At 35.5% G+C, this 19,209-nt stretch carries 17 protein-coding genes; 13 read left to right on the top strand and 4 right to left on the bottom strand.

All coding sequences use genetic code 11. The features are described from left to right. Positions 1 to 237 precede the first annotated feature (237 nt). From C3L50_RS01455 to C3L50_RS01395, 13 genes are read left to right on the top strand one after another with little or no spacing between them, the layout of a single operon-like run. Entirely contained in the window at positions 238 to 912 is a 675-nt protein-coding gene (locus C3L50_RS01455; protein ID WP_103804272.1) for an acylneuraminate cytidylyltransferase family protein, read from the top strand. 8 nt (positions 913 to 920) lie between these two features. Continuing rightward, positions 921 to 1,961 carry an N-acetylneuraminate synthase gene (gene neuB / locus C3L50_RS01450; protein ID WP_103804270.1) on the top strand — a complete coding sequence of 347 codons (1,041 nt, stop codon included), beginning with the start codon at positions 921 to 923 and terminating at the stop codon, positions 1,959 to 1,961. A 1-nt stretch (position 1,962) separates the two neighbouring features. Then, on the top strand, positions 1,963 to 3,084 hold the full coding sequence (neuC, locus tag C3L50_RS01445) for a UDP-N-acetylglucosamine 2-epimerase (protein ID WP_103804268.1): 1,122 nt from the start codon (positions 1,963 to 1,965) through the stop codon (positions 3,082 to 3,084). Beyond that, the gene (locus tag C3L50_RS01440; RefSeq protein WP_103804266.1) at positions 3,084 to 4,520 is read left to right on the top strand and encodes an MBOAT family O-acyltransferase; all 1,437 of its coding nucleotides are present in this window, start codon (positions 3,084 to 3,086) and stop codon (positions 4,518 to 4,520) included. The genes neuC and C3L50_RS01440 overlap by 1 nt, the downstream gene beginning before the upstream one ends. Next, positions 4,521 to 5,405 carry a hypothetical protein gene (locus C3L50_RS01435; protein ID WP_103804264.1) on the top strand — a complete coding sequence of 295 codons (885 nt, stop codon included), beginning with the start codon at positions 4,521 to 4,523 and terminating at the stop codon, positions 5,403 to 5,405. It abuts the gene before it with no gap. Positions 5,406 to 5,445: 40 nt separating this feature from the next. Beyond that, positions 5,446 to 6,165 carry an FkbM family methyltransferase gene (locus C3L50_RS01430; RefSeq protein ID WP_103804263.1) on the top strand — a complete coding sequence of 240 codons (720 nt, stop codon included), beginning with the start codon at positions 5,446 to 5,448 and terminating at the stop codon, positions 6,163 to 6,165. Beyond that, entirely contained in the window at positions 6,162 to 7,553 is a 1,392-nt protein-coding gene (locus tag C3L50_RS01425) for a hypothetical protein (RefSeq protein WP_103804261.1), read from the top strand. The genes C3L50_RS01430 and C3L50_RS01425 overlap by 4 nt, the downstream gene beginning before the upstream one ends. Next, the gene (locus C3L50_RS01420; RefSeq protein WP_243400311.1) at positions 7,544 to 8,629 is read left to right on the top strand and encodes a glycosyltransferase family 4 protein; all 1,086 of its coding nucleotides are present in this window, start codon (positions 7,544 to 7,546) and stop codon (positions 8,627 to 8,629) included. Before C3L50_RS01425 ends, C3L50_RS01420 begins: the two co-directional genes overlap by 10 nt. Positions 8,630 to 8,650: 21 nt before the next feature. Next, positions 8,651 to 9,802, top strand: coding sequence for a glycosyltransferase family 4 protein (locus tag C3L50_RS01415; protein WP_103804259.1), 1,152 nt, complete (start codon positions 8,651 to 8,653; stop codon positions 9,800 to 9,802). After that, positions 9,799 to 10,605, top strand: a complete 807-nt coding sequence (locus C3L50_RS01410) for an FkbM family methyltransferase (RefSeq protein WP_243400310.1) — start codon at positions 9,799 to 9,801, stop codon at positions 10,603 to 10,605. Before C3L50_RS01415 ends, C3L50_RS01410 begins: the two co-directional genes overlap by 4 nt. Positions 10,606 to 10,612: 7 nt before the next feature. Continuing rightward, on the top strand, positions 10,613 to 12,160 hold the full coding sequence (locus C3L50_RS01405) for a glycosyltransferase family 2 protein (protein ID WP_103804257.1): 1,548 nt from the start codon (positions 10,613 to 10,615) through the stop codon (positions 12,158 to 12,160). After that, positions 12,150 to 13,151 carry a glycosyltransferase family 2 protein gene (locus tag C3L50_RS01400; protein ID WP_103804255.1) on the top strand — a complete coding sequence of 334 codons (1,002 nt, stop codon included), beginning with the start codon at positions 12,150 to 12,152 and terminating at the stop codon, positions 13,149 to 13,151. The genes C3L50_RS01405 and C3L50_RS01400 overlap by 11 nt, the downstream gene beginning before the upstream one ends. Positions 13,152 to 13,159: 8 nt before the next feature. Beyond that, positions 13,160 to 14,449, top strand: a complete 1,290-nt coding sequence (locus C3L50_RS01395; RefSeq protein WP_133158840.1) for a hypothetical protein — start codon at positions 13,160 to 13,162, stop codon at positions 14,447 to 14,449. 37 nt (positions 14,450 to 14,486) lie between these two features. On the opposite strand, the gene C3L50_RS01390 is transcribed toward C3L50_RS01395, so the two are convergent. From C3L50_RS01390 to C3L50_RS01375, 4 genes are all read right to left on the bottom strand, one after another. Continuing rightward, complete coding sequence (locus tag C3L50_RS01390) at positions 14,487 to 15,368, bottom strand: SDR family oxidoreductase (protein WP_165783948.1); 882 nt, start codon at positions 15,366 to 15,368, stop codon at positions 14,487 to 14,489. Between the two features lie 72 nt (positions 15,369 to 15,440). Continuing rightward, positions 15,441 to 16,568, bottom strand: coding sequence for a methionine aminotransferase (locus C3L50_RS01385; protein ID WP_103804252.1), 1,128 nt, complete (start codon positions 16,566 to 16,568; stop codon positions 15,441 to 15,443). Between the two features lie 55 nt (positions 16,569 to 16,623). Beyond that, positions 16,624 to 18,753, bottom strand: a complete 2,130-nt coding sequence (gene scpA, locus C3L50_RS01380) for a methylmalonyl-CoA mutase (protein ID WP_103804250.1) — start codon at positions 18,751 to 18,753, stop codon at positions 16,624 to 16,626. Continuing rightward, positions 18,750 to 19,205, bottom strand: coding sequence for a hypothetical protein (locus C3L50_RS01375; RefSeq protein WP_133158839.1), 456 nt, complete (start codon positions 19,203 to 19,205; stop codon positions 18,750 to 18,752). Before C3L50_RS01375 ends, scpA begins: the two co-directional genes overlap by 4 nt. Positions 19,206 to 19,209: the final 4 nt, after the last annotated feature.

The raw sequence follows: 19,209 nt of genomic DNA, 5'->3' as shown, positions 1-19,209 counted from the left end.
TCGTCTTGACGAGGTGAAAAAACAGAAAACTTTTTATTTTGAAAACAATGATGTATGTCATATTTTAATTTTTTTATAATTTTCTTCTTAACACAGTGTTAATCATAAAAAAGCGAGTTAGTCTAAAATTTTGTCAAAATTGAAACTAGTTAATTTGCAAATTTGACACTCAATTTCAACTAAATACTTCATCGATATCTATAAAAATAAGTATTTTTACCATCAATAAAAATTGAAATGAAAACAATAGCCATCATTCCAGCCCGTGGCGGTTCAAAACGGTTGTCCAACAAGAATGTTCTATCTTTGGGGGGCATTCCCTTGATGGTTCACAGTATTTTGTATGCGCAAGCTAATAGTGATATCGTTGACGAAATTTATGTTTCGACCGATGATGCGCAAATCAAAGAGGTTGCTTTACAATATGGCGCCAAAGTAATTGATAGACCTGAGCATTTATCTGGTGATTTTGAACCGACCGTTTCGGCTTTAAAACACGTTTTGGAATCAATTGAAATCAATGTAGAGAGTGTTATTTTGTTGCAAGCGACTAATCCATTGCGGCCGCAAAACTTGTTGCAAGAAACATTTGAAGTTTATCAAAAAGGGAATTATGATAGCTTATTCACTGTTTCTAGAAACCATCAAAAGTTGGGAAAAATTGTTGAAAATAAGTTTGAACCTTTTAATTACACCATTGGACAACGTAGCCAAGATTTAGAACCTTTGTTTTATGAAAACGGCTTGCTATATATTACCAAAGCCAATTTGATTTTTAATGATAGTATTATTTCAGAAAACGCTTATCCTTTCGAGCTAAATTCTATTTTTGCCAATGTAGATATTGATACGCAAGACGATTTGGAGTTGGCAGAATATCTTTACCAAAAATTCATAACTCATAACTCATAACTCATTTAATGAATCCATACATAGAAATAGCAGGAAGAAAAATAGGTTTAGATTATCCGCCATTAGTCATTGCCGAAATAGGCATCAACCACGAAGGCTCTTTGCAAGTGGCCAAAGAAATGGTGGATGCTGCAAAAAGAGCTGGAGTTGAATTGGTTAAGCATCAAACCCATATTGTAGAAGATGAAATGAGTGGTGCTGCCAAGAAAGTAATTCCAGGCAATGCCGATGTTTCTATTTATGAAATTATGGAACGTTGTTCGCTCAACGAAGCCGACGAATTAGAACTGAAAAACTATGTCGAGAGCAAAGGGATGATCTTCATTTCAACGCCTTTTTCCCGTGCTGCTGCCGAAAGATTGAAAAAATTTGACATTCCAGCTTATAAAATTGGTTCAGGCGAATGCAATAATTATCCTTTATTAGAACATATAGCTTCCTTTGGCAAACCCGTAATTTTAAGTACTGGTATGAATACCATTGAAAGTATTCAGAAAGCAGTAGCGATTTTTGACAAGCACAACATTCCGGTGGCACTTTTGCACACGACCAATTTATATCCCACTCCCATTCATTTGGTACGATTGGGTGCGATGATGGAAATGCACAATGCCTTTCCAGATAAAGTTTTTGGACTTTCAGATCATACTTTAAAAAACAATGCTTGTTTGGGAGCAGTGGCTTTGGGAGCAAGCATTTTAGAACGCCATTTTACAGACACCATGCAGCGCACAGGCCCCGATATTGTGTGTAGTATGGATGAACAGGCTACAAAAGAATTAATTATTTCTTCGGCCGAAATAGCTTTGATGCGTGGCGGAACGAAAAAACCCGCCCTTGAAGAACAAGTAACCATTGATTTTGCCTTTGCGACAGTTTGTGCGATAAAAAACATAAAAAAAGGAGAAGTGTTTACCAAAGAAAATATTTGGGTCAAACGTCCCGGAACAGGAAAGATTTTAGCGGAACATTTTAATGATGTTATCGGAACAATCGCCACCAGAGCTATTATGAATGATGAACAATTAGATTTTTCTGATTTTGAGTAAAATGAAAAAAATCCTTTTCCTAACAGGAACTCGAGCCGATTTTGGCAAAATAAAATCATTGATTCAAATTCTTGATGACCATCAAGATTTTGAGGTTTTTGTTTTTGTAACAGGAATGCACTTGCAAAAGGAGTATGGTTATACGCTGATTGAAATTGAAAGATGTCAGTTTAAAAACGTGCACACTTTTGAAAATCATACTCACGAAACCACAATGGATTTGACATTGGCCAAAACCATTGAAGGACTTTCGGCTTATGTCAAAGAAATCAATCCGGATTTAATTGTAGTACACGGTGATCGAGTAGAAACCTTGGCTGGTGCAATTGTAGGTTCTTTAAATAATATTTTGGTAGCGCATATTGAAGGCGGAGAATTATCAGGAACGGTGGATGAATTGATTCGTCATAGCGTTAGTAAATTGAGCCATATTCATTTTGTTTCGAATGATGAAGCAGCCAAACGACTCAAACAAATGGGGGAAATTGAATCGGCTATTTTTACGATTGGTTCGCCAGACATTGATATTATGTTCTCAGACGATTTGCCAGAGTTGTCTATTGTAAAAGAATATTATGCTATTCCTTTTGAGAAATTTGCCGTTGTGATGTTTCATCCTGTTACTACCGAGGTGAAGCAGATGCAACAGTATGCTGAAAATTTTGTAAAATCGTTAGTAGCCGATAGTCATAATTATGTGGTTATTTTTCCCAACAATGATTTGGGAAGCCAATTTATTATAGATGAATATCAAAAAATGAAGGATAATCCTCGATTCCGGATTTTCCCATCCCTACGGTTTGAATATTTTTTGACCTTATTAAAAAATAGTCAGTTCATCATAGGTAACAGCAGTGCAGGTATTCGTGAGGCACCTTATTATGGCATTCCCATCATCAATATTGGAACACGGCAACAAAATAGGGCGGTGCACGCCGATATTATTAATGTTGGTTACGAATTAGAGTCGATTCAAGAGGCTTTGATGGTTATCGACACCCATAAAATTCAAATGTCGGATGCAGATTATGGAAAAGGAAATAGTACTGAATTGTTTCTCGAATGTCTTCAAAAATCGAATGTTTGGAAGCTCAATCATCAAAAACAATTTAGAGATACCTAATGCTTTTTAATTCCATTTCCTTTTTAGTATTTCTTCCCATTGTTTTTATCCTTTATTGGTGGAGCAATAAAAAGAGCTTGCCACTGCAAAATGTATTGTTGCTTGGTGCGAGTTATTTTTTTTATGCCTGTTGGGATTGGCGTTTTCTTTTTCTGTTGCTTTTTTCTACAGCTTTGGATTATTTTACGGGAATAAAAATGGCAGAAGCTAAAAATCAAGGTCATAAAAAGGTTTGGTTTTGGTTGAGTATTATCGTGAATCTTGGTTTTTTAGGGGTATTTAAATATTATAATTTCTTTGCTACTTCTTTTACTGAACTGCTTGCGGGAGTTGGAATACAAGCTAATTTTTGGACTTTGAAAGTCATATTGCCCGTTGGAATTTCCTTTTATACCTTTCACGGTCTGTCGTATGTGATTGATATTTATAAAGGAAGAATCCAACCCGAAAGAAATGGTGTTACCTATTCGCTATTTGTAGCTTATTTTCCGCTGTTGGTAGCTGGTCCAATAGAAAGGGCGACTCATTTATTACCACAAATAAAGAAAAAACGAGTTTTCGATTACAGTAAAGCCATTGATGGAGTTCATCAAATAATTTGGGGATTGTTCAAAAAAGTAGTCATCGCCGATAATTGTGCTTTATTTGCTAACGACATTTTTGACCATTACCAATCGATGAATTCTTTGTCATTATTTTTGGGAGCGATTTATTTTTCCTTCCAGATTTACGGAGATTTTAGTGGGTATTCAGATATTGCTTTAGGAACTTCAAAACTGTTTGGAATTGATTTGCTACGCAACTTTAATTATCCTTATTTTTCAAGAGATATTGCCGAGTTTTGGCGTCGTTGGCATATTTCGTTATCGTCTTGGTTTCGAGATTATTTGTATATTCCGTTAGGAGGAAGTCAAGGCGGGATGATGATGAAAATCAGGAACACCTTTATTATTTTCTTGGTTAGTGGTTTTTGGCACGGAGCCAATTGGACATTTATAGTTTGGGGAACTTTACACGCTTTTTACTTCTTACCACTTTTAATAACCCAAAAAAACAGACACAACATTGAAACTGTTGCTAAAGAGAAAGTCGTGCCGACAATCAAAGAATTGGCAAGTATGATTTTGACGTTTTGTTTGACTGCTTTGGCCTGGGTGTTTTTTAGAGCCAAAACAGTTTCTGAAGCATTAGAGTATTTAAAGAATATGTTCCAGTTTAATTTTAAAGGAGGGATTCAGTTTTTGGAGTTCGAACGTTATTCAATTGAATTACTTTTGTTGTTGTCCTTGTTTATCGTGGTGGAATGGAATTCAAGAGAACAAGAACATCCCATAAAGGGAAAAGGGACGATGCTTAAGGCATTGCTAATACTAATAGGGATTTTGGTTTTGGGTGTTTTTTCAAGTCCTGCCGATTTTATTTATTTCCAGTTTTAGATGAAGCAATTTAGTAAATACATATTTGGTGGAATAGTGGTCATACTGATAGTAATGTCAGTATTGGATGTGGTCTATACTAAAGTTTATGAGACTTCCTATCCTCGAACAAAATTTCAATATCTGAGAAGTTTAAAAAATCAGAAAGTAGATTATATTTTTATTGGTTCGTCAAGAGTCGAAAACGGAATTGTCCCCTCGGTTATAAAAGAAAAAACGGGAAAATTAGCTGTGAATTTTGGCTTTCAAGCAGCTAAATTAGGTGACATTTATGAGCTTTTGCAATTAATCAAAGAATACAACATTCAGTATGAAACCATTTTGATACAAGTAGATTATATTTACAATATTCCTAAAGGACATTCTACTATTTTCGAATTCGAGATGATGCCATTTGTTAGAGATAATGCCATAACCAAAGCCTATTCAGATACCTATTCAGCGCATCCAGTAGCTAATTATTATCTTCCTTTTTACCGATATTGTAGAAACGATTTAAAACTTGGGTTTAGGGAAATTTTCGCTAATTTCGTCGGCAAGAAAACGAACATTATTCCCAACAAAGGCTATGGGGCTAAATATGGAACTTCGAATGAATTAAAAGGCGCATTGCCAGATGTGATTTTAGATAAAAATAAAATGGTAGATAGTATTCAATCTTTTGTAAAACAAAATAAGATGAAGGTTCTTTTTTACTGTGCCCCTTTTTGTAAAGAGAATCAAAATCAAAATTTTACAACAAAATTGAAAACAAAAATCCCGGAGCTTCATGATTTTTCGAGGGTTTTAAAAGACGACAAACTGTTTCTTAATTGCAATCATTTAAACGATACTGGCGCTAGACGATTTACAGAAATTTTAACCGAGGAGTTGTTGATGAAGTAAGTTTAGTTGATGAACAAAAAATCAAATAATTTAAAAAAAAATGAAAAACCAATATTATTCTCAAGTTCGTCAAGATGAATTTTTAAATATAGTAGTTTTCAATAACAAGGAAAATGGCTATTTTATTGATATTGGGGCGCATAATGGTCAAACATTTAGTAATTCATTGTTTTTTGAATTGTATAAAAATTGGAAAGGTATCTGTATAGAGCCTAATCCAAATGTTTTTAAGAAATTAGATTCTTTTAGAAAATCAATTAATCTGAATGTATGTATTGGAGAATCGGACAAAGTTGTGAAATTTACGCAAATTGAAGGATATGCTGAAATGTTGAGTGGAATTTCTGAAAAATATGACAAGAGACATATCGAGAGAATTGAAAGGGATTTAGAAAGTAAAGGTGGAAAAAGAACGGAGATTGATGTTAAAATGATGAAACTTGATAGTATTGAAGAGCTAAAAAATCGGCAAGTTGATTTTGTTTCAATTGATACTGAGGGTAATGAATTTGATATCCTTTCAAGTATAAATTTTAATAAAATAGACATCAAAGCCTTGGTTGTTGAAAATAATTATGGTGATAGCAGAATTAAAGAATATCTTTTAGAATTTGATTATATTCCATTAATTAAATTAGATTTTGATGAGGTATATTTGAATAAGAATTGTTTATCAATTGGAATCAAGTTTCGTTTAAAAATCTGGAAATTAAATTTATTTTTGAATCGAGTTCTAAAGAAACTGAAAATCAATAAATGAAAAAACTAGGAATAGTTATAACCGATGGGGTAGGGTTCAGGAATTTTATTTTGAGTGATTTCTTGTCTGAAGCCGAGCAACAATTCAATGAAGTGGTTGTATTGTCGTGCTTACCTGCATTTGTTTATGAAGGATATTTACAAAAAGCAAAGGTGATAGAATTGGCTGTTTTTCAAGAAAAATTCCCAACTTGGTTTTTTAGAAAAGCCAAAGAGCTAGCCCACCTGCAATTGCACAAGAAAAATAACTTTGGGATCACCGATAATTTGGACACTAACAAAACAAATTCGAAAACCCCCAGAGGCTATGCCACCCGTTTCCTGTTTAAATGGACTGCCATGTTTCATTCTGAAAATTCCATTCAAAGGTATAACAGCTTGCAACAATGGACTTTTCAAAACCATCCTATTGTAAAACAATATGCTACCATTTTTGAAAAAGAAAAATTGGATGTCTTGTTTTTTACGCACCAGCGTCCACCTTTTATTGCTCCATTAGTTTACCAAGCTCAACAATTTAAAATAAAAACAATTTCATTCATTTTTAGTTGGGATAATTTAGCTTCTAAAGGTAGAATGGCAGCAAACTTTGATGCCTATTTGGTTTGGAGTGATTTGATGAAAAAAGAATTATTGCACTTCTATAAAAAAGTACTACCCGAAAATGTGATGGTGGTTGGTACACCACAGTTTGAACCTTATGTTTTAGAAAGGTATTCGAGTTCCAAAAAAGATTTTCACATTCAATTTAATTTAGATGCGACAAAAAAAACGATTTGTTTCAGTTGTGGAGATATAGCCACTAGCCGAAACGATGAATTATATATCACGACAATAGCCGAAGCCATTCAAGAAAATAAAATCAAAAATGTAAACTTCATTGTACGAACTTCTCCAGCAGAAGACCCAATTCGGTTTGAAAGTTTTGTTGCAAAGTATCCTTTCATTAAATGGAATTATCCCAAGTGGCATTTGGCTCGAAAAGGTCATCAGGAAGAATGGTCCCAAAGAATTCCGTCGAGAGAAGATATCAAAGATTTGAGAAGTATATTAGAATATTCAGATGTCAACGTGAATATGCTATCTACAATGAGTTTGGATTTTATGCAGTTTGACAAACCTGTAATCAATACCGTTTTTGGGAATAGTCAAAATGGTCTTTATGATGACCAACGATTTTTAGAGTATCCACACATTAAAAAAGTTATTGAAAGTGAGGCAACCAAGATTGTAAAAAATGAGCCAGAATTGATAGAGGCCATTAATCATTATCTAGATTTTCCTGATGAAGATAGTCAAAAAAGACAATCACTCGTAGCAATGCAAGTAAGCAAACCTTTGAAAAATACGGGTAAAAGAATAGCTCAAATTGTATCAAAATGGAGCTAAATACTAAAAAAATAGCCATCCTCTGCAATTACGAACTTTTACCCGAAAGAGTAGGAGGTATGGACTATTTCTTTTGGCAATTTGATGCCCAATGCAAAGCAAATAACATTCAGGTCGATTGGTTTTTCCCTAATACATCCAATCACGGGAATTATACCGATTTGACTATTTATGCAAGCCAAACCGAAAATATAGAAACTCATTTTCTAAACTATTGCAAGCAAAATGAGTCAACGTATTCGCATATCATTACTCATTTTATAGAATTATGTACGCCTTTTTTTAAAGAAGTAAAGCAATTATCGAACACCAAAATCATTGCCGTTGATCACAATCCAAGACCTTTGGGCGGGTATCCTTTTGCCAAAAAAATCAAGAAAAAAATTAAAGGATTTCTTTATTCTAAATACATTGACACTTTTGTAGGTGTTTCTGATTACACAAAAAAAGAGTTGATAAAGGATTTTGGCTCTCTGATAAAAAACAAAACCCAAGTAATTTACAACGGAATTGCATTAGACGATATTCAACAACGACAAAATCGAAATTCCACTAAACCAAGTTTCCTCACCACTTCGCATTTACGGGAATCCAAAGGAATTCAAGATTTGATTCAGGCCGTTTCTTTATTGCCAATGGAGATTAAAAATGAAATAGTAATTGATTTATACGGCGATGGCCCATTTAGAAAGCAATTGGAAACTCTGGTGGCGAGTTTGTCATTGGAAAGTTGTTTTCAATTTAAAGGCAGTACCTCAAATCTTAATTCTATTTATTGTGAGTATGATTATTTAATTCATCCTTCTTATGAAGAAACTTTTTGTTATACAGTTGTTGAAGCTTTAGCAGCCAATACAGAAGTTATAACCACAAATGAAGGAGGAAATGTATTGGGGATTATAACGCATTTGGAAAATGGTTTTTTGTTTGGTGCAAAGAATATTCAACAATTATCTTCTTTAATTGCTGAAATTTGGAAGGGTAATTTAAAAATAAAGAAACAAACTAGAAGTGATATAGAAAAACGCTTTTCTTTACCCCAAATGGTTGATAATCATTTTAAATTAATTCTTTAATTTTAAAACCCCAAACCCAAAATGAAAATAGCTTTCCTGACTCCAGAATATCCTCATCCTAAAACGGGAAGCTCCGGTGGCATTGGTACGAGTATTAAAAACTTAGCAAAGGGACTTTTGCAGGAAGGCTGTCAGGTTCGGGTATTGGTTTATGGGCAAAAAGAGGAAGGGGTTTTTGATGACAACGGCATTACAATCCAGCAAATACAAAACGTGAAATTCAAAGGGTTGTCTTGGTATTTGACCCGAAAAAAGCTAGAGAAAATCATCAATCAATTATACGAAAACAAGGAAGTCGATTTGGTTGAAGCGCCCGATTGGACAGGAATTACGTCATTTATTCAACCCAAAAAATGCCCTATTGTAATTAGACTAAATGGTTCGGACACCTATTTCTGTCATTTAGACCATCGTCCCGTGAAATGGAATAATAAATTTCACGAAAAAAGAGCTTTGCAAAAAGCCGATGCTTTATTATCCGTAAGCCAATTTACTGCCGATTTGACCAACAAAGTCTTTGGCTTGCAAAAGGATTTTACTATTATTCCCAATTCGATAGATGTGGATTTGTTTGATGGAGACAATGACAATAGCAATGACATGAATACGATTCTTTATTTTGGGAGTTTGATTCGTAAAAAAGGATTATTAGAACTGCCTTTAATTTTCAATGAAGTAGTTCAGAAAAATCCAAATGCCCAACTTATTTTGATTGGTAGAGATGTGCCAGATGTTGTTTCAGGAAACGCATCTACTTGGGCAATGATGCAAAAATTATTTACGCAGGAAGCTCTAAATAAGGTGACTTATTTAGGCAGTGTACCGTATCAAGAGATAAAAGCCCATATAAAAGCCGCTAGCCTTTGTGTTTTTCCTACATTTGCCGAAGCCTTACCTGTATCTTGGATAGAGGCTATGGCGTTGCAAAAAACAGTTGTAGCTTCCAATATTGGTTGGGCAAATGAAGTAATTGCCGATGGAGTCGAAGGGTTTTTGGTACATCCAACACATCATCAACAGTATGCCGAAAGGATTTTAGAATTGTTAGAAAATCCAAAATGGCAAGCCGATTTTGGTCTGGCAGCCCGAAAAAAAGTGCTAGAAAAATTCAGTATTCAAATAGTAGCGCAACAAAGTTTGTCGTTTTATAATAAAGTTATTCAGTCCAAATGAAGAAAAAGATAAAGAAAATAATCAGTGCTATTTTTCCTAGTGGCGATTTGAAAGAGCAAATCAAATTGTTGTATTACAGCATCAATAAACTAAAAGATAGTTCATATTCACTATTGAAAGATGACAAAAATAAAGTGATTTTTAAAACGGTTTTCAAAAACATTTCTTTAATAACCAATGAAGCTTTGTATTTTATTACTCCTGATTTTAATTATTATCAGCATTTTTACAAAGTAAAAACAAATGATGTGGTTTTAGACGCAGGAGCCAATTGCGGACATTTGTCTATTTTCTTTTCTAAATTGGTTGGAAAAAACGGAAAGGTATATGCTTTTGAACCCGATGGAATTAATATCGAAAGAATTAACAAGAATATAAAATTAAATCAGGATTTGTCAGATAATATTACAATTGAAGAGTTGTTGTTGTGGAACGAAAATAAATTAGTCGATTTTAATGAGGCGGGAACCGTCGGTTCTTCGGCAGTTTGGATTCCTGATACTGATAAATGTGTTCAAAAAGAAGCCATTCGAATTGATGATTGGGTACTGAAAAATAACATCCAAAAACTAAATTTCATAAAAATGGACATCGAAGGTGCTGAAATCGAAGCTTTGGAGGGTTGTGTCCAAACTATCGAAAATTTGAAACCTAATTTTGCTATTGCTTCTTATCATATTGTAAACGGAGAAGCAACTTATATTAAAGTAGAGGAGTTTTTCAAGAAAAGAAACTACCCTTATAAAACAGTGATTTTTAGAAAAAACGAAATCATAACCTTTGCTGGTACATCTGTAAAATAGTAGGAAAATGATAATTGCATATCATAACACTAAGAATATTATTGAATTGGCTAATGTCAGCGCCTTTAGCGTTGATAAGGCTAAAGGGAATTCGATAGTTGAGGTTCTTATTCAAGTTGCAGAAGCTTACCCCGATGAAATTCTTATTTGGTGTCATCAAAGTCTGAAAGGACAGCTCAATATTTCTGAAATAGAACAATTATTTCATCACAAGAAATTATTACTTTCCTATAATCCATCCAAAATTCCTTACTTGAATGCGACCATTGGCTATATCGATACGTCTCATTTTGCGGGGATTAATAGCGATGTTTCTTTTGGGACTTGGCAAATGAGTAGTGCCGTTGGGGGAATACATTCAACTGTATTATTAGCGGTGAAGTATAAAGTTACTTTCGATAAAAATTTCGATTATTTTCTTTGTTCTTTGGCAAAATTAGCTATGCCCAAAGGGTTATTGTGCTATTCGGAACCCAAACTTTTAAAACAAAAAGTAGCAACCACTTTACCAAAAGCAAGTGCATTCACACTTTTTCGTTTCGTAAAACAACATTACAAAACACAATGGGTTTTTCTGTTGCTGTTGAATTTATTTTTGTATGAACGAAAATTTCCTCTTTTGCCATTTATTTCCTCTTTTTTTTATAGAAATAGAATCAAAACAACTATCGATTTGGATGACATTATAGTGCAATCCTCAAGAAAGGTAATTGATAAAGCCACAGTAGATGTTATTATTCCAACAATTGGTAGAAAAGATTATTTATACGATGTATTAAAAGATTTTTCAAAGCAAACTTTGTTGCCTAACACCATTATCATTGTAGAACAAAATCCGAAAGAGGGAAGTGAATCAGAATTGGATTATTTAACTAATGAAGAATGGCCATTTCAAATCCAGCATATTTTTACACATCAAGCTGGGGCTTGCAATGCTAGGAATTTGGCATTGAATCAAACCCAAAGTGAATGGGTTTTCTTGGCAGACGACGATATCCGATTTGGTGCCGATTTTTTTGAAAAAGCTTTCGAGCAAATAAACAAAAGTGGTGTAAAAGCGGTTTCGTTTAGTTGTCTTCTAAAAGGGCAAAAACAAAGTTTTACCACTGTTTTTCAATGGATTACTTTTGGATCAGGTTGTAGTTTTGTGGCTAAGGATAGTTTAAAAGACTGTGAATTCAATATGGGATATGAGTTTGGTTTTGGCGAAGACGGCGATTTTGGAATGCAATTGCGTAATAAAGGCTGTGATGTTTTGTATTTACCCCACCCCGAAATCCTGCATTTGAAAGCACCAATGGGCGGTTTTAGAACGAAACCTGTCTTGCAATGGCAAAACGACAAGATTCAACCGAAGCCCTCTCCGACGATAATGCTGTATCAACTTTTGCATCATTCGGCAGCCCAAAGAAATAGTTATAAAACCACCTTGTTTTTTAAGTATTATAGATTGCAATCGATAAAAAATCCATTTAAATATTTCGCTCATTTTCAAAAACAATGGGACAGAAGTGTGTTTTGGGCTAACGAATTAAGGAAACAAAATGAAATTTAGTCTCATCATTTGCACTTATATGCGTCCTCAATCGGTGTTGCAATTGCTGCAATCGGTTCAGGGGCAAACTTTATATCCTGACGAAATCCTGATTATCGATGGTTCGACCAATCAAGAAACAGAATTGGCTTTAAAAGAAAATCAATTTCAGAATTTGCATTATTTTGCTGTTCCACCAGAATATAGAGGTTTGACTAGACAAAGAAATTTTGGAGTTCAAAAAGCGGGAAGCTCAATGGAAGTCATTGCTTTTTTGGATGATGATACGATTTTAGAAGCGGATTATTTCAAGGAATTAATTCAAACCTTTGAAGGAAATCCAACTATTTCGGGTGTGGCTGGAGTCGCCATCAATGAAAACGGTTGGCAATTGGCAGAGCCGAATAAAACATACAATCCAAACCGCTATTATCCATTAGATGGATTTGTTTACAAAGAAGGGCAGCGCAATGTGGTTCGGAATTATTTAGGATTGCAATCAAATTTAGGACCAGGGCGAATGCCTGATTATTCTCATGGTCGAACTTGTGGATTTCCCTTGAATGGAAAAACCTATGAGGTAGATTTGTTGATTGGAATGTCTTTTTCTTTTCGAAAAAAGGTTCTAGATACTATTAGATTTTCATCCTATTTTGAAGGCTATGGCTTGTATGAAGATGCCGATTTTAGTATCCGAGCTTTGCAATTTGGAAAAAATGCCATCAATACCAAAGCCCAATTGAGTCATTTTCATCATCCTTCGGGAAGACCTAATCAGTATAAATATGGTAAAATGGTGGTTAGAAATGGCTGGTATGTTTGGAGGGTTAAGAATCCAACCCCCTCTTTAAAAGCAAAACTGAAATGGCATTCCATCACGATATTGTTGACTTTGATACGATTTTCTAATACATTTACCACCGCCAAAAAGAAGGAAGCTTTTACCGAAACAATGGGGAGAATGATAGGTTGGTGGAGTTTGTGGGTAAGTAAACCTAAAATAAAGAATTGAATTTCATTATGAAAAGAGTAATTGATTTTGTTGCTAAATATCCTGTTTTAATTACTGCCTTAGTGTGTGTGGTGTTTTATTTTTTACCTTTTAAACCCAAACCTTTTGGCGATGGAGAATACCACGAAGGAACCATTCAACTAATCCAATACATATTAAACGGATTTCAAGGAACTGTACGTATTGACAAAGGATTGTTTACGTTGTTTTATTATTTGGTGCCTTATTCTTTGGGGTATGTTTTTCATAATGATACTCTATTTTATCTTTTGGGAGTTGCTTATAATTCGATTATTACTTGTTGGGCAATCCAATATATATTTGCTTCTTTTGACCTAATGTCGTTTCCTACCCGAACTAAGTTTTGGACTATCATCGTTTTAAATTTGTTTCCGATACATGTTTATTATGCCATGGGAATTCTGGCTGAAAGTGCTGCTTTTTTGGGAGTTTCACTCTTTATTTATGCTTGGTTAAAAATTATAGCTAATTCGAATGCGGTTAAATATTATTTGATGCTTTCTTTTTCTTTGGTAATCGTCTCTGGTACTAGACCCAATTTATTACCGTTTTTAGTATTGTTTACTTTGTATTTTTTGACCATAAAATCAGAATGGAAAAACAAAGTAATTTTTATTTCGTCACTAGGGTTAATGTTGCTCTTTTTGGCTTTGGTCGAAAAAAAAATCAATAATACCGATGGCGCTTTCAAAAAAGATATTTTCAGAAGGCATCTTCTTTGGTCTCGTTATGAATTAAGAGATAATCCTTTCAATTGGTTGCCGCAAGACGGGCAAAAAGAGTTTGCTACTTCCGATTACCTCCATAACTTGGCAAAGAGGGATGAGTTGGATTCTATTTGTCGGGTCAATCATTTTGATAAAACAGATTATTACATCAAGTGGGTAACCAATGATATTATTCAAAATCCGGGATTGACTTTGAGGCAGTACAGCTTGAAATTCTTTCAATCTCAGACTTTTGTCATTTCGCCCATAATGAAATACAATAAGAGTAATTTTGTAAAATGGAGCATTCACATTTACATCAACGCCATTAATTATCTCTTAATTTTCTTTTCTATCGCAGCGATTGTGGTTATGAACAAACAAAAAAAGTACCAATTAATGATGCCTTTTCTATTGTTTTGGGGCTGGTCTTTAGTGTATGTTTTTATCTTTCATTCCGAGCAGCGTTATATGTTTCCGGTGCGTCCCGTAATGGTGTTCTTGTTTGGGTATTATTTGAACTATTATTTTAATGGAAATACGTCAAGTAAAAACTCCCAAGTTGAATGATTTTCCCAGATTTAGGAGTACTGAAAACCGAACACTGCTAACTTCGTTTCTTGGCCTTAATCATCATTTCCAATTGATCCCAAAGTTCTTCGGGAATGGCTTCGAGAATATTGAATTCACCAGCACCTTTTAGCCATTCGCCACCATCAATCACTATCACTTCGCCATTAATGTAAGCTGAGAAATCAGAAACTAAATAAGCTGCTAGGTTCGCTAATTCCTGATGATTACCCACTCGTTTCAAAGGTACTTTTTTAGCCATATCAAATTTTTCTGCCAAGTCGCCAGGTAACAATCTATCCCAAGCACCTTTAGTTGGAAAAGGGCCTGGAGCAATGGCATTGGTTCGGATGCCATATTTCGCCCATTCTACAGCAAGACTTCGAGTCATAGCCAAAACACCAGCTTTTGCTGCAGCACTTGGAACGACATAAGCCGAACCTGTAAAAGCATAAGTGGTCACAATATTTAATATAGTTGCGTGGGTTTGTTTGGAGTCAATCCAATGTTTTCCGAAAGCAAGAGTGCAGTTTTTAGACCCTTTCAAAACAATGTCAATCACGGTGTCAAAAGCGTTGGCCGATAATCTTTCGGTTGGTGAAATGAAATTTCCCGCGGCATTGTTGAGTAATACATCTATTTTTCCATACGTTTTCAAGACTTCTTCCAGCATATTTTCGACTTCTTCATAATGACGAACATCACATTGCACAGCAAGACAAGTTCCACCAGTTTCAGTTTCCAATTCCTTGGCTGTGTTTTGCAGTTTTTCTAAATCACGTGAACTGATGGCTACTTTGGCTCCCAATTCCATAAAATAGCGGGTCATGGCTTTGCCTAATCCGCTTCCGCCACCCGTTACTACAATCACTTTTCCTTTTAGAGCATCGTCACGAAGCATTTTTGCTGAGAAATCCATAGTTTTATTTTTTAGTAATGTAAATATAAGGAATTAAACCTGACTTGTTTCTATAACCTGACTGGTTTAGCATCACACTTTGCACAATCTTTTTGCCGCTTCTTCCAATGTTTTATTGTCTTTGGCAAAGCAAAACCGAATGAGCTTTTGGTCTTTTCCGTCGGCATAAAAAGCTGAAATAGGAATGGCTGCAACACCATATTCAGTAATTAATCTCTTGCAAAAATCTACATCATTTTCATTTGAAATGGAAGCATAAGACACCACTTGGAAATAGGTTCCTTCGCAGGGCAACAGTTCAAATCTACTGTTTTGGAGTAATGCTCTAAAATGGTCTCGTTTTTCTTGGTAGAAGTTCCCCAGTTTTGTTACATCGGCCACTTCTAGATAGTCGCTTATTGCCGCTTGGGCAAGACTATTTACACAAAAGACTAAGTATTGATGTACTTTTTTAATTTCCTTTGTTAAGTATTCTGGTGCTACCAGATAGCCAATTCTCCAGCCCGTAATATGGAAAGATTTTCCAAAAGAGGAAACAATAATACTCCTGTTTGCTATTTTTTTTCTTGAATGTATGGAACTGTGTTTTTGTTCAAATGAAATGAATTCATAGACTTCATCAGATAACAATAATAGGTTTGGATATTTTTCGAATAGATTTTCTAAAGATTGAAAATCATTTTCTTTCCAAATTTTCCCAGTTGGATTGTGTGGGCTATTGATGATTAACATTCGGGTCTTGGGTGTAATTGCTTTTTCAATTCGCTCCCAATTTGGCGAATAATCGTCATTCAATTCCACCCGAATCGTTTTGGCATTGCACAATAAAGTAGGTGCTTCGTAATTATCGAAACTTGGATCAAGAATGATCACTTCATCGTCCTTTTTTATTAATGCCAAAATTGTTGTAAAAAGCGCTTGAGTGGCTCCAGATGTAACTAGAATTTCGGTTTCAGGCAAGACTTTTCGCTGATAAGAATCAAATATTAGTTTAGCGATTTTGGCTAAAAGAGGCGGATAACCGGCAATTGGCAAATATTGATGAACCTCTTTTTGGGCCAATGCTGCTACAATTTGAGCCAGTTTATCATCTACTTCAAAATTTGGAAATCCTTGAGCCAAATTTATCGCATTGTTTTCTGTTGCCATTTTAGACATTGTGGCAAAAATGCTGGTGGTTACGTTGGGGAGTTTGGACATATTTTGTGTTTGTATTTAAACCTCAAAGGTTTTTAAAGTCTTTGAAGTTTAATCTTTAGATTAATAATATCTCCAACATTTTAATTGCGCTCTCACTTATTTTGGTTCCAGGTCCAAATACGGCAACTGCTCCAGCATCAAACAGAAATTGATAATCTTGAGTAGGGATTACACCGCCTACAATTACCATAATGTCTTGGCGACCGTATTTTTTGAGTTCATCGATAACTTGCGGTACTAATGTTTTGTGACCTGCCGCAAGAGAGGAAACGCCAAGGATATGCACATCATTTTCTACAGCTTGTTTGGCGGCTTCGGCTGGGGTTTGAAACAAGGGGCCTATATCGACATCAAAGCCTAAATCGGCATAGCCTGTGGCGACTACTTTTGCGCCTCGGTCGTGTCCGTCTTGCCCCATTTTGGCAATCATAATTCTTGGGCGACGGCCTTCTTTTTGGGCAAATTCGTCGGCCAGTTGTTTGGCTTTCTCAAAGCTTTTGTCTTCTTTTATTTCTTTGCTATACACGCCACTAAAGGATTTAATTTGTGCTTTGTATCTTCCGAAAACTGTTTCTAAGGCATCGCTAATTTCGCCTAAAGTGGCTCGATTTCGCGCTGCTTCGATAGCGATTTCTAGTAAATTACCTTCTCCAGTTTGAGCACAAAGGGTTAGTTTTTTGAGCGAAAGTTGTACTTTTTCGGTATTGCGTCTGGATTTAATTTTTTCTAATTGTTCGATTTGCTGTTGGCGCACCATTTGGTTATCGACATCCAGAATTTGCAGTGGGTCTTCTTTTTTCAAGCGGTATTTGTTGATACCTACAATTAGGTCTTGATTGCTATCAATTCGCGCTTGTTTTTTGGCTGCGGCTTCTTCGATGCGCAATTTAGGAATACCCGATTCAATAGCTTTGGTCATTCCGCCCAATTCTTCTATTTCTTCGATTAGTTTCCAAGCGTTTTGAGCAATTTCGTTCGTTAGGCTTTCAACATAAAAACTGCCTGCCCAAGGATCGACTGTTTTGGTAATTTTGGTTTCTTCCTGCAAATAAATTTGGGTATTTCGGGCAATTCTGGCCGAGAAATCGGTTGGCAAAGCGATGGCTTCGTCCAAGGCATTGGTGTGCAAAGATTGGGTTCCGCCAAAAGCGGCAGCGGCAGCTTCGATAGTGGTTCGAGCTACATTGTTAAAGGGGTCTTGCATAGTCAAACTCCAACCTGAAGTTTGGCAATGGGTTCTCAAGGCTAGAGATTTTTCGTCTTTAGGGTTGAATTGTTTGACTATTTTTGCCCAAATCATTCGTCCAGCTCTCATTTTGGCAATTTCCATAAAATGGTTCATCCCGATAGCCCAGAAAAAGGAAAGGCGAGGTGCAAAATCATCGATTTTCATTCCAGCAGCTAACCCTGTTCGAATGTATTCTAAACCATCGGCTAATGTGTAGGCCAACTCAATATCAGCAGTGGCTCCAGCTTCTTGCATATGATAGCCAGAGATGGAAATTGAATTGAATTTGGGCATTTTCTTGCTAGTGAATTCAAATATATCGGCAATAATTTTCATCGAAGGTGTTGGTGGATAGATGTAGGTATTTCGCACCATAAACTCTTTTAGAATGTCATTCTGGATGGTTCCCGAAAGTTGTTCTGGGTTGACTCCCTGTTCTTCGGCAGCGACGATATAAAAAGCCATAATAGGCAAAACGGCTCCGTTCATCGTCATAGAAACGGACATTTCGTCTAGTGAAATTTGGTCAAATAATAGTTTCATATCTTCGACCGAATCGATGGCAACACCCGCTTTTCCAACATCGCCTACCACGCGTTCGTGGTCAGAATCATAACCTCGATGGGTGGGTAAATCAAAGGCTATAGAAAGCCCTTTTTGTCCTGCAGCCAAGTTTCTACGATAAAAAGCATTGCTTTCTTGGGCTGTTGAAAAACCTGCATATTGCCGAATGGTCCAGGGACGTTGAACATACATCGTGGCGTATGGACCTCGTAAATTGGGTGAAAAACCCGCTCCAAAATCTAGATGTTCGAGGTTTTCGATGTCTTTTTCAGAATAGGTTGGTTTTAGTTCAATACCTTCGGATGTTAGGAAGTTTTCTTTTCTTGAAACTTCTGACTTCTGACTTCTAACTTCTGACTTTAGTGTTATATGTTGAAGGTTTTTACGTGTCATTTTTCAACAACTTTATACGTCCATTTTCTTTTGGTGTAGTTCTTATTGAGGCCTTCCATAATTCCAGCGCTAATGGTTGTGCCAGAACCAATCATAAAAATTAGTAATGCAGATTCACTTCCGCCTGATGCCGCAATTAGAGAAGTGCCTACAATTGCTAGTCCTGAAATTAAGACAACGGTTTTGACTGTTCCCAGTACTTTGGGCTGGTTTTTTATGCTTTGAAGGCTGTCAATTGCAAGTTTATGATTGTTTACAATAATATGGAGACTGTCTGAAAATTTAAGATTACCCACCCATTTTTTGAGGTCTAATGTTCTGATTTTGACGCGTTGGTTTTCTTTAAAAACAACTGTTTTTCTGGACTCCATATTGGTTATTTCTATCGTTTTTTGCTGAGAAAAAACGGTTAGAGAAAGGAGTAGGGCTAATGTATAGAGTATGTTTTTCATGTTG

It is taken from the genome of Flavobacterium alvei, assembly GCF_002920895.1.
Classification (GTDB): domain Bacteria; phylum Bacteroidota; class Bacteroidia; order Flavobacteriales; family Flavobacteriaceae; genus Flavobacterium; species Flavobacterium alvei.
This window is presented reverse-complemented; position numbering and strand designations above follow the sequence as displayed.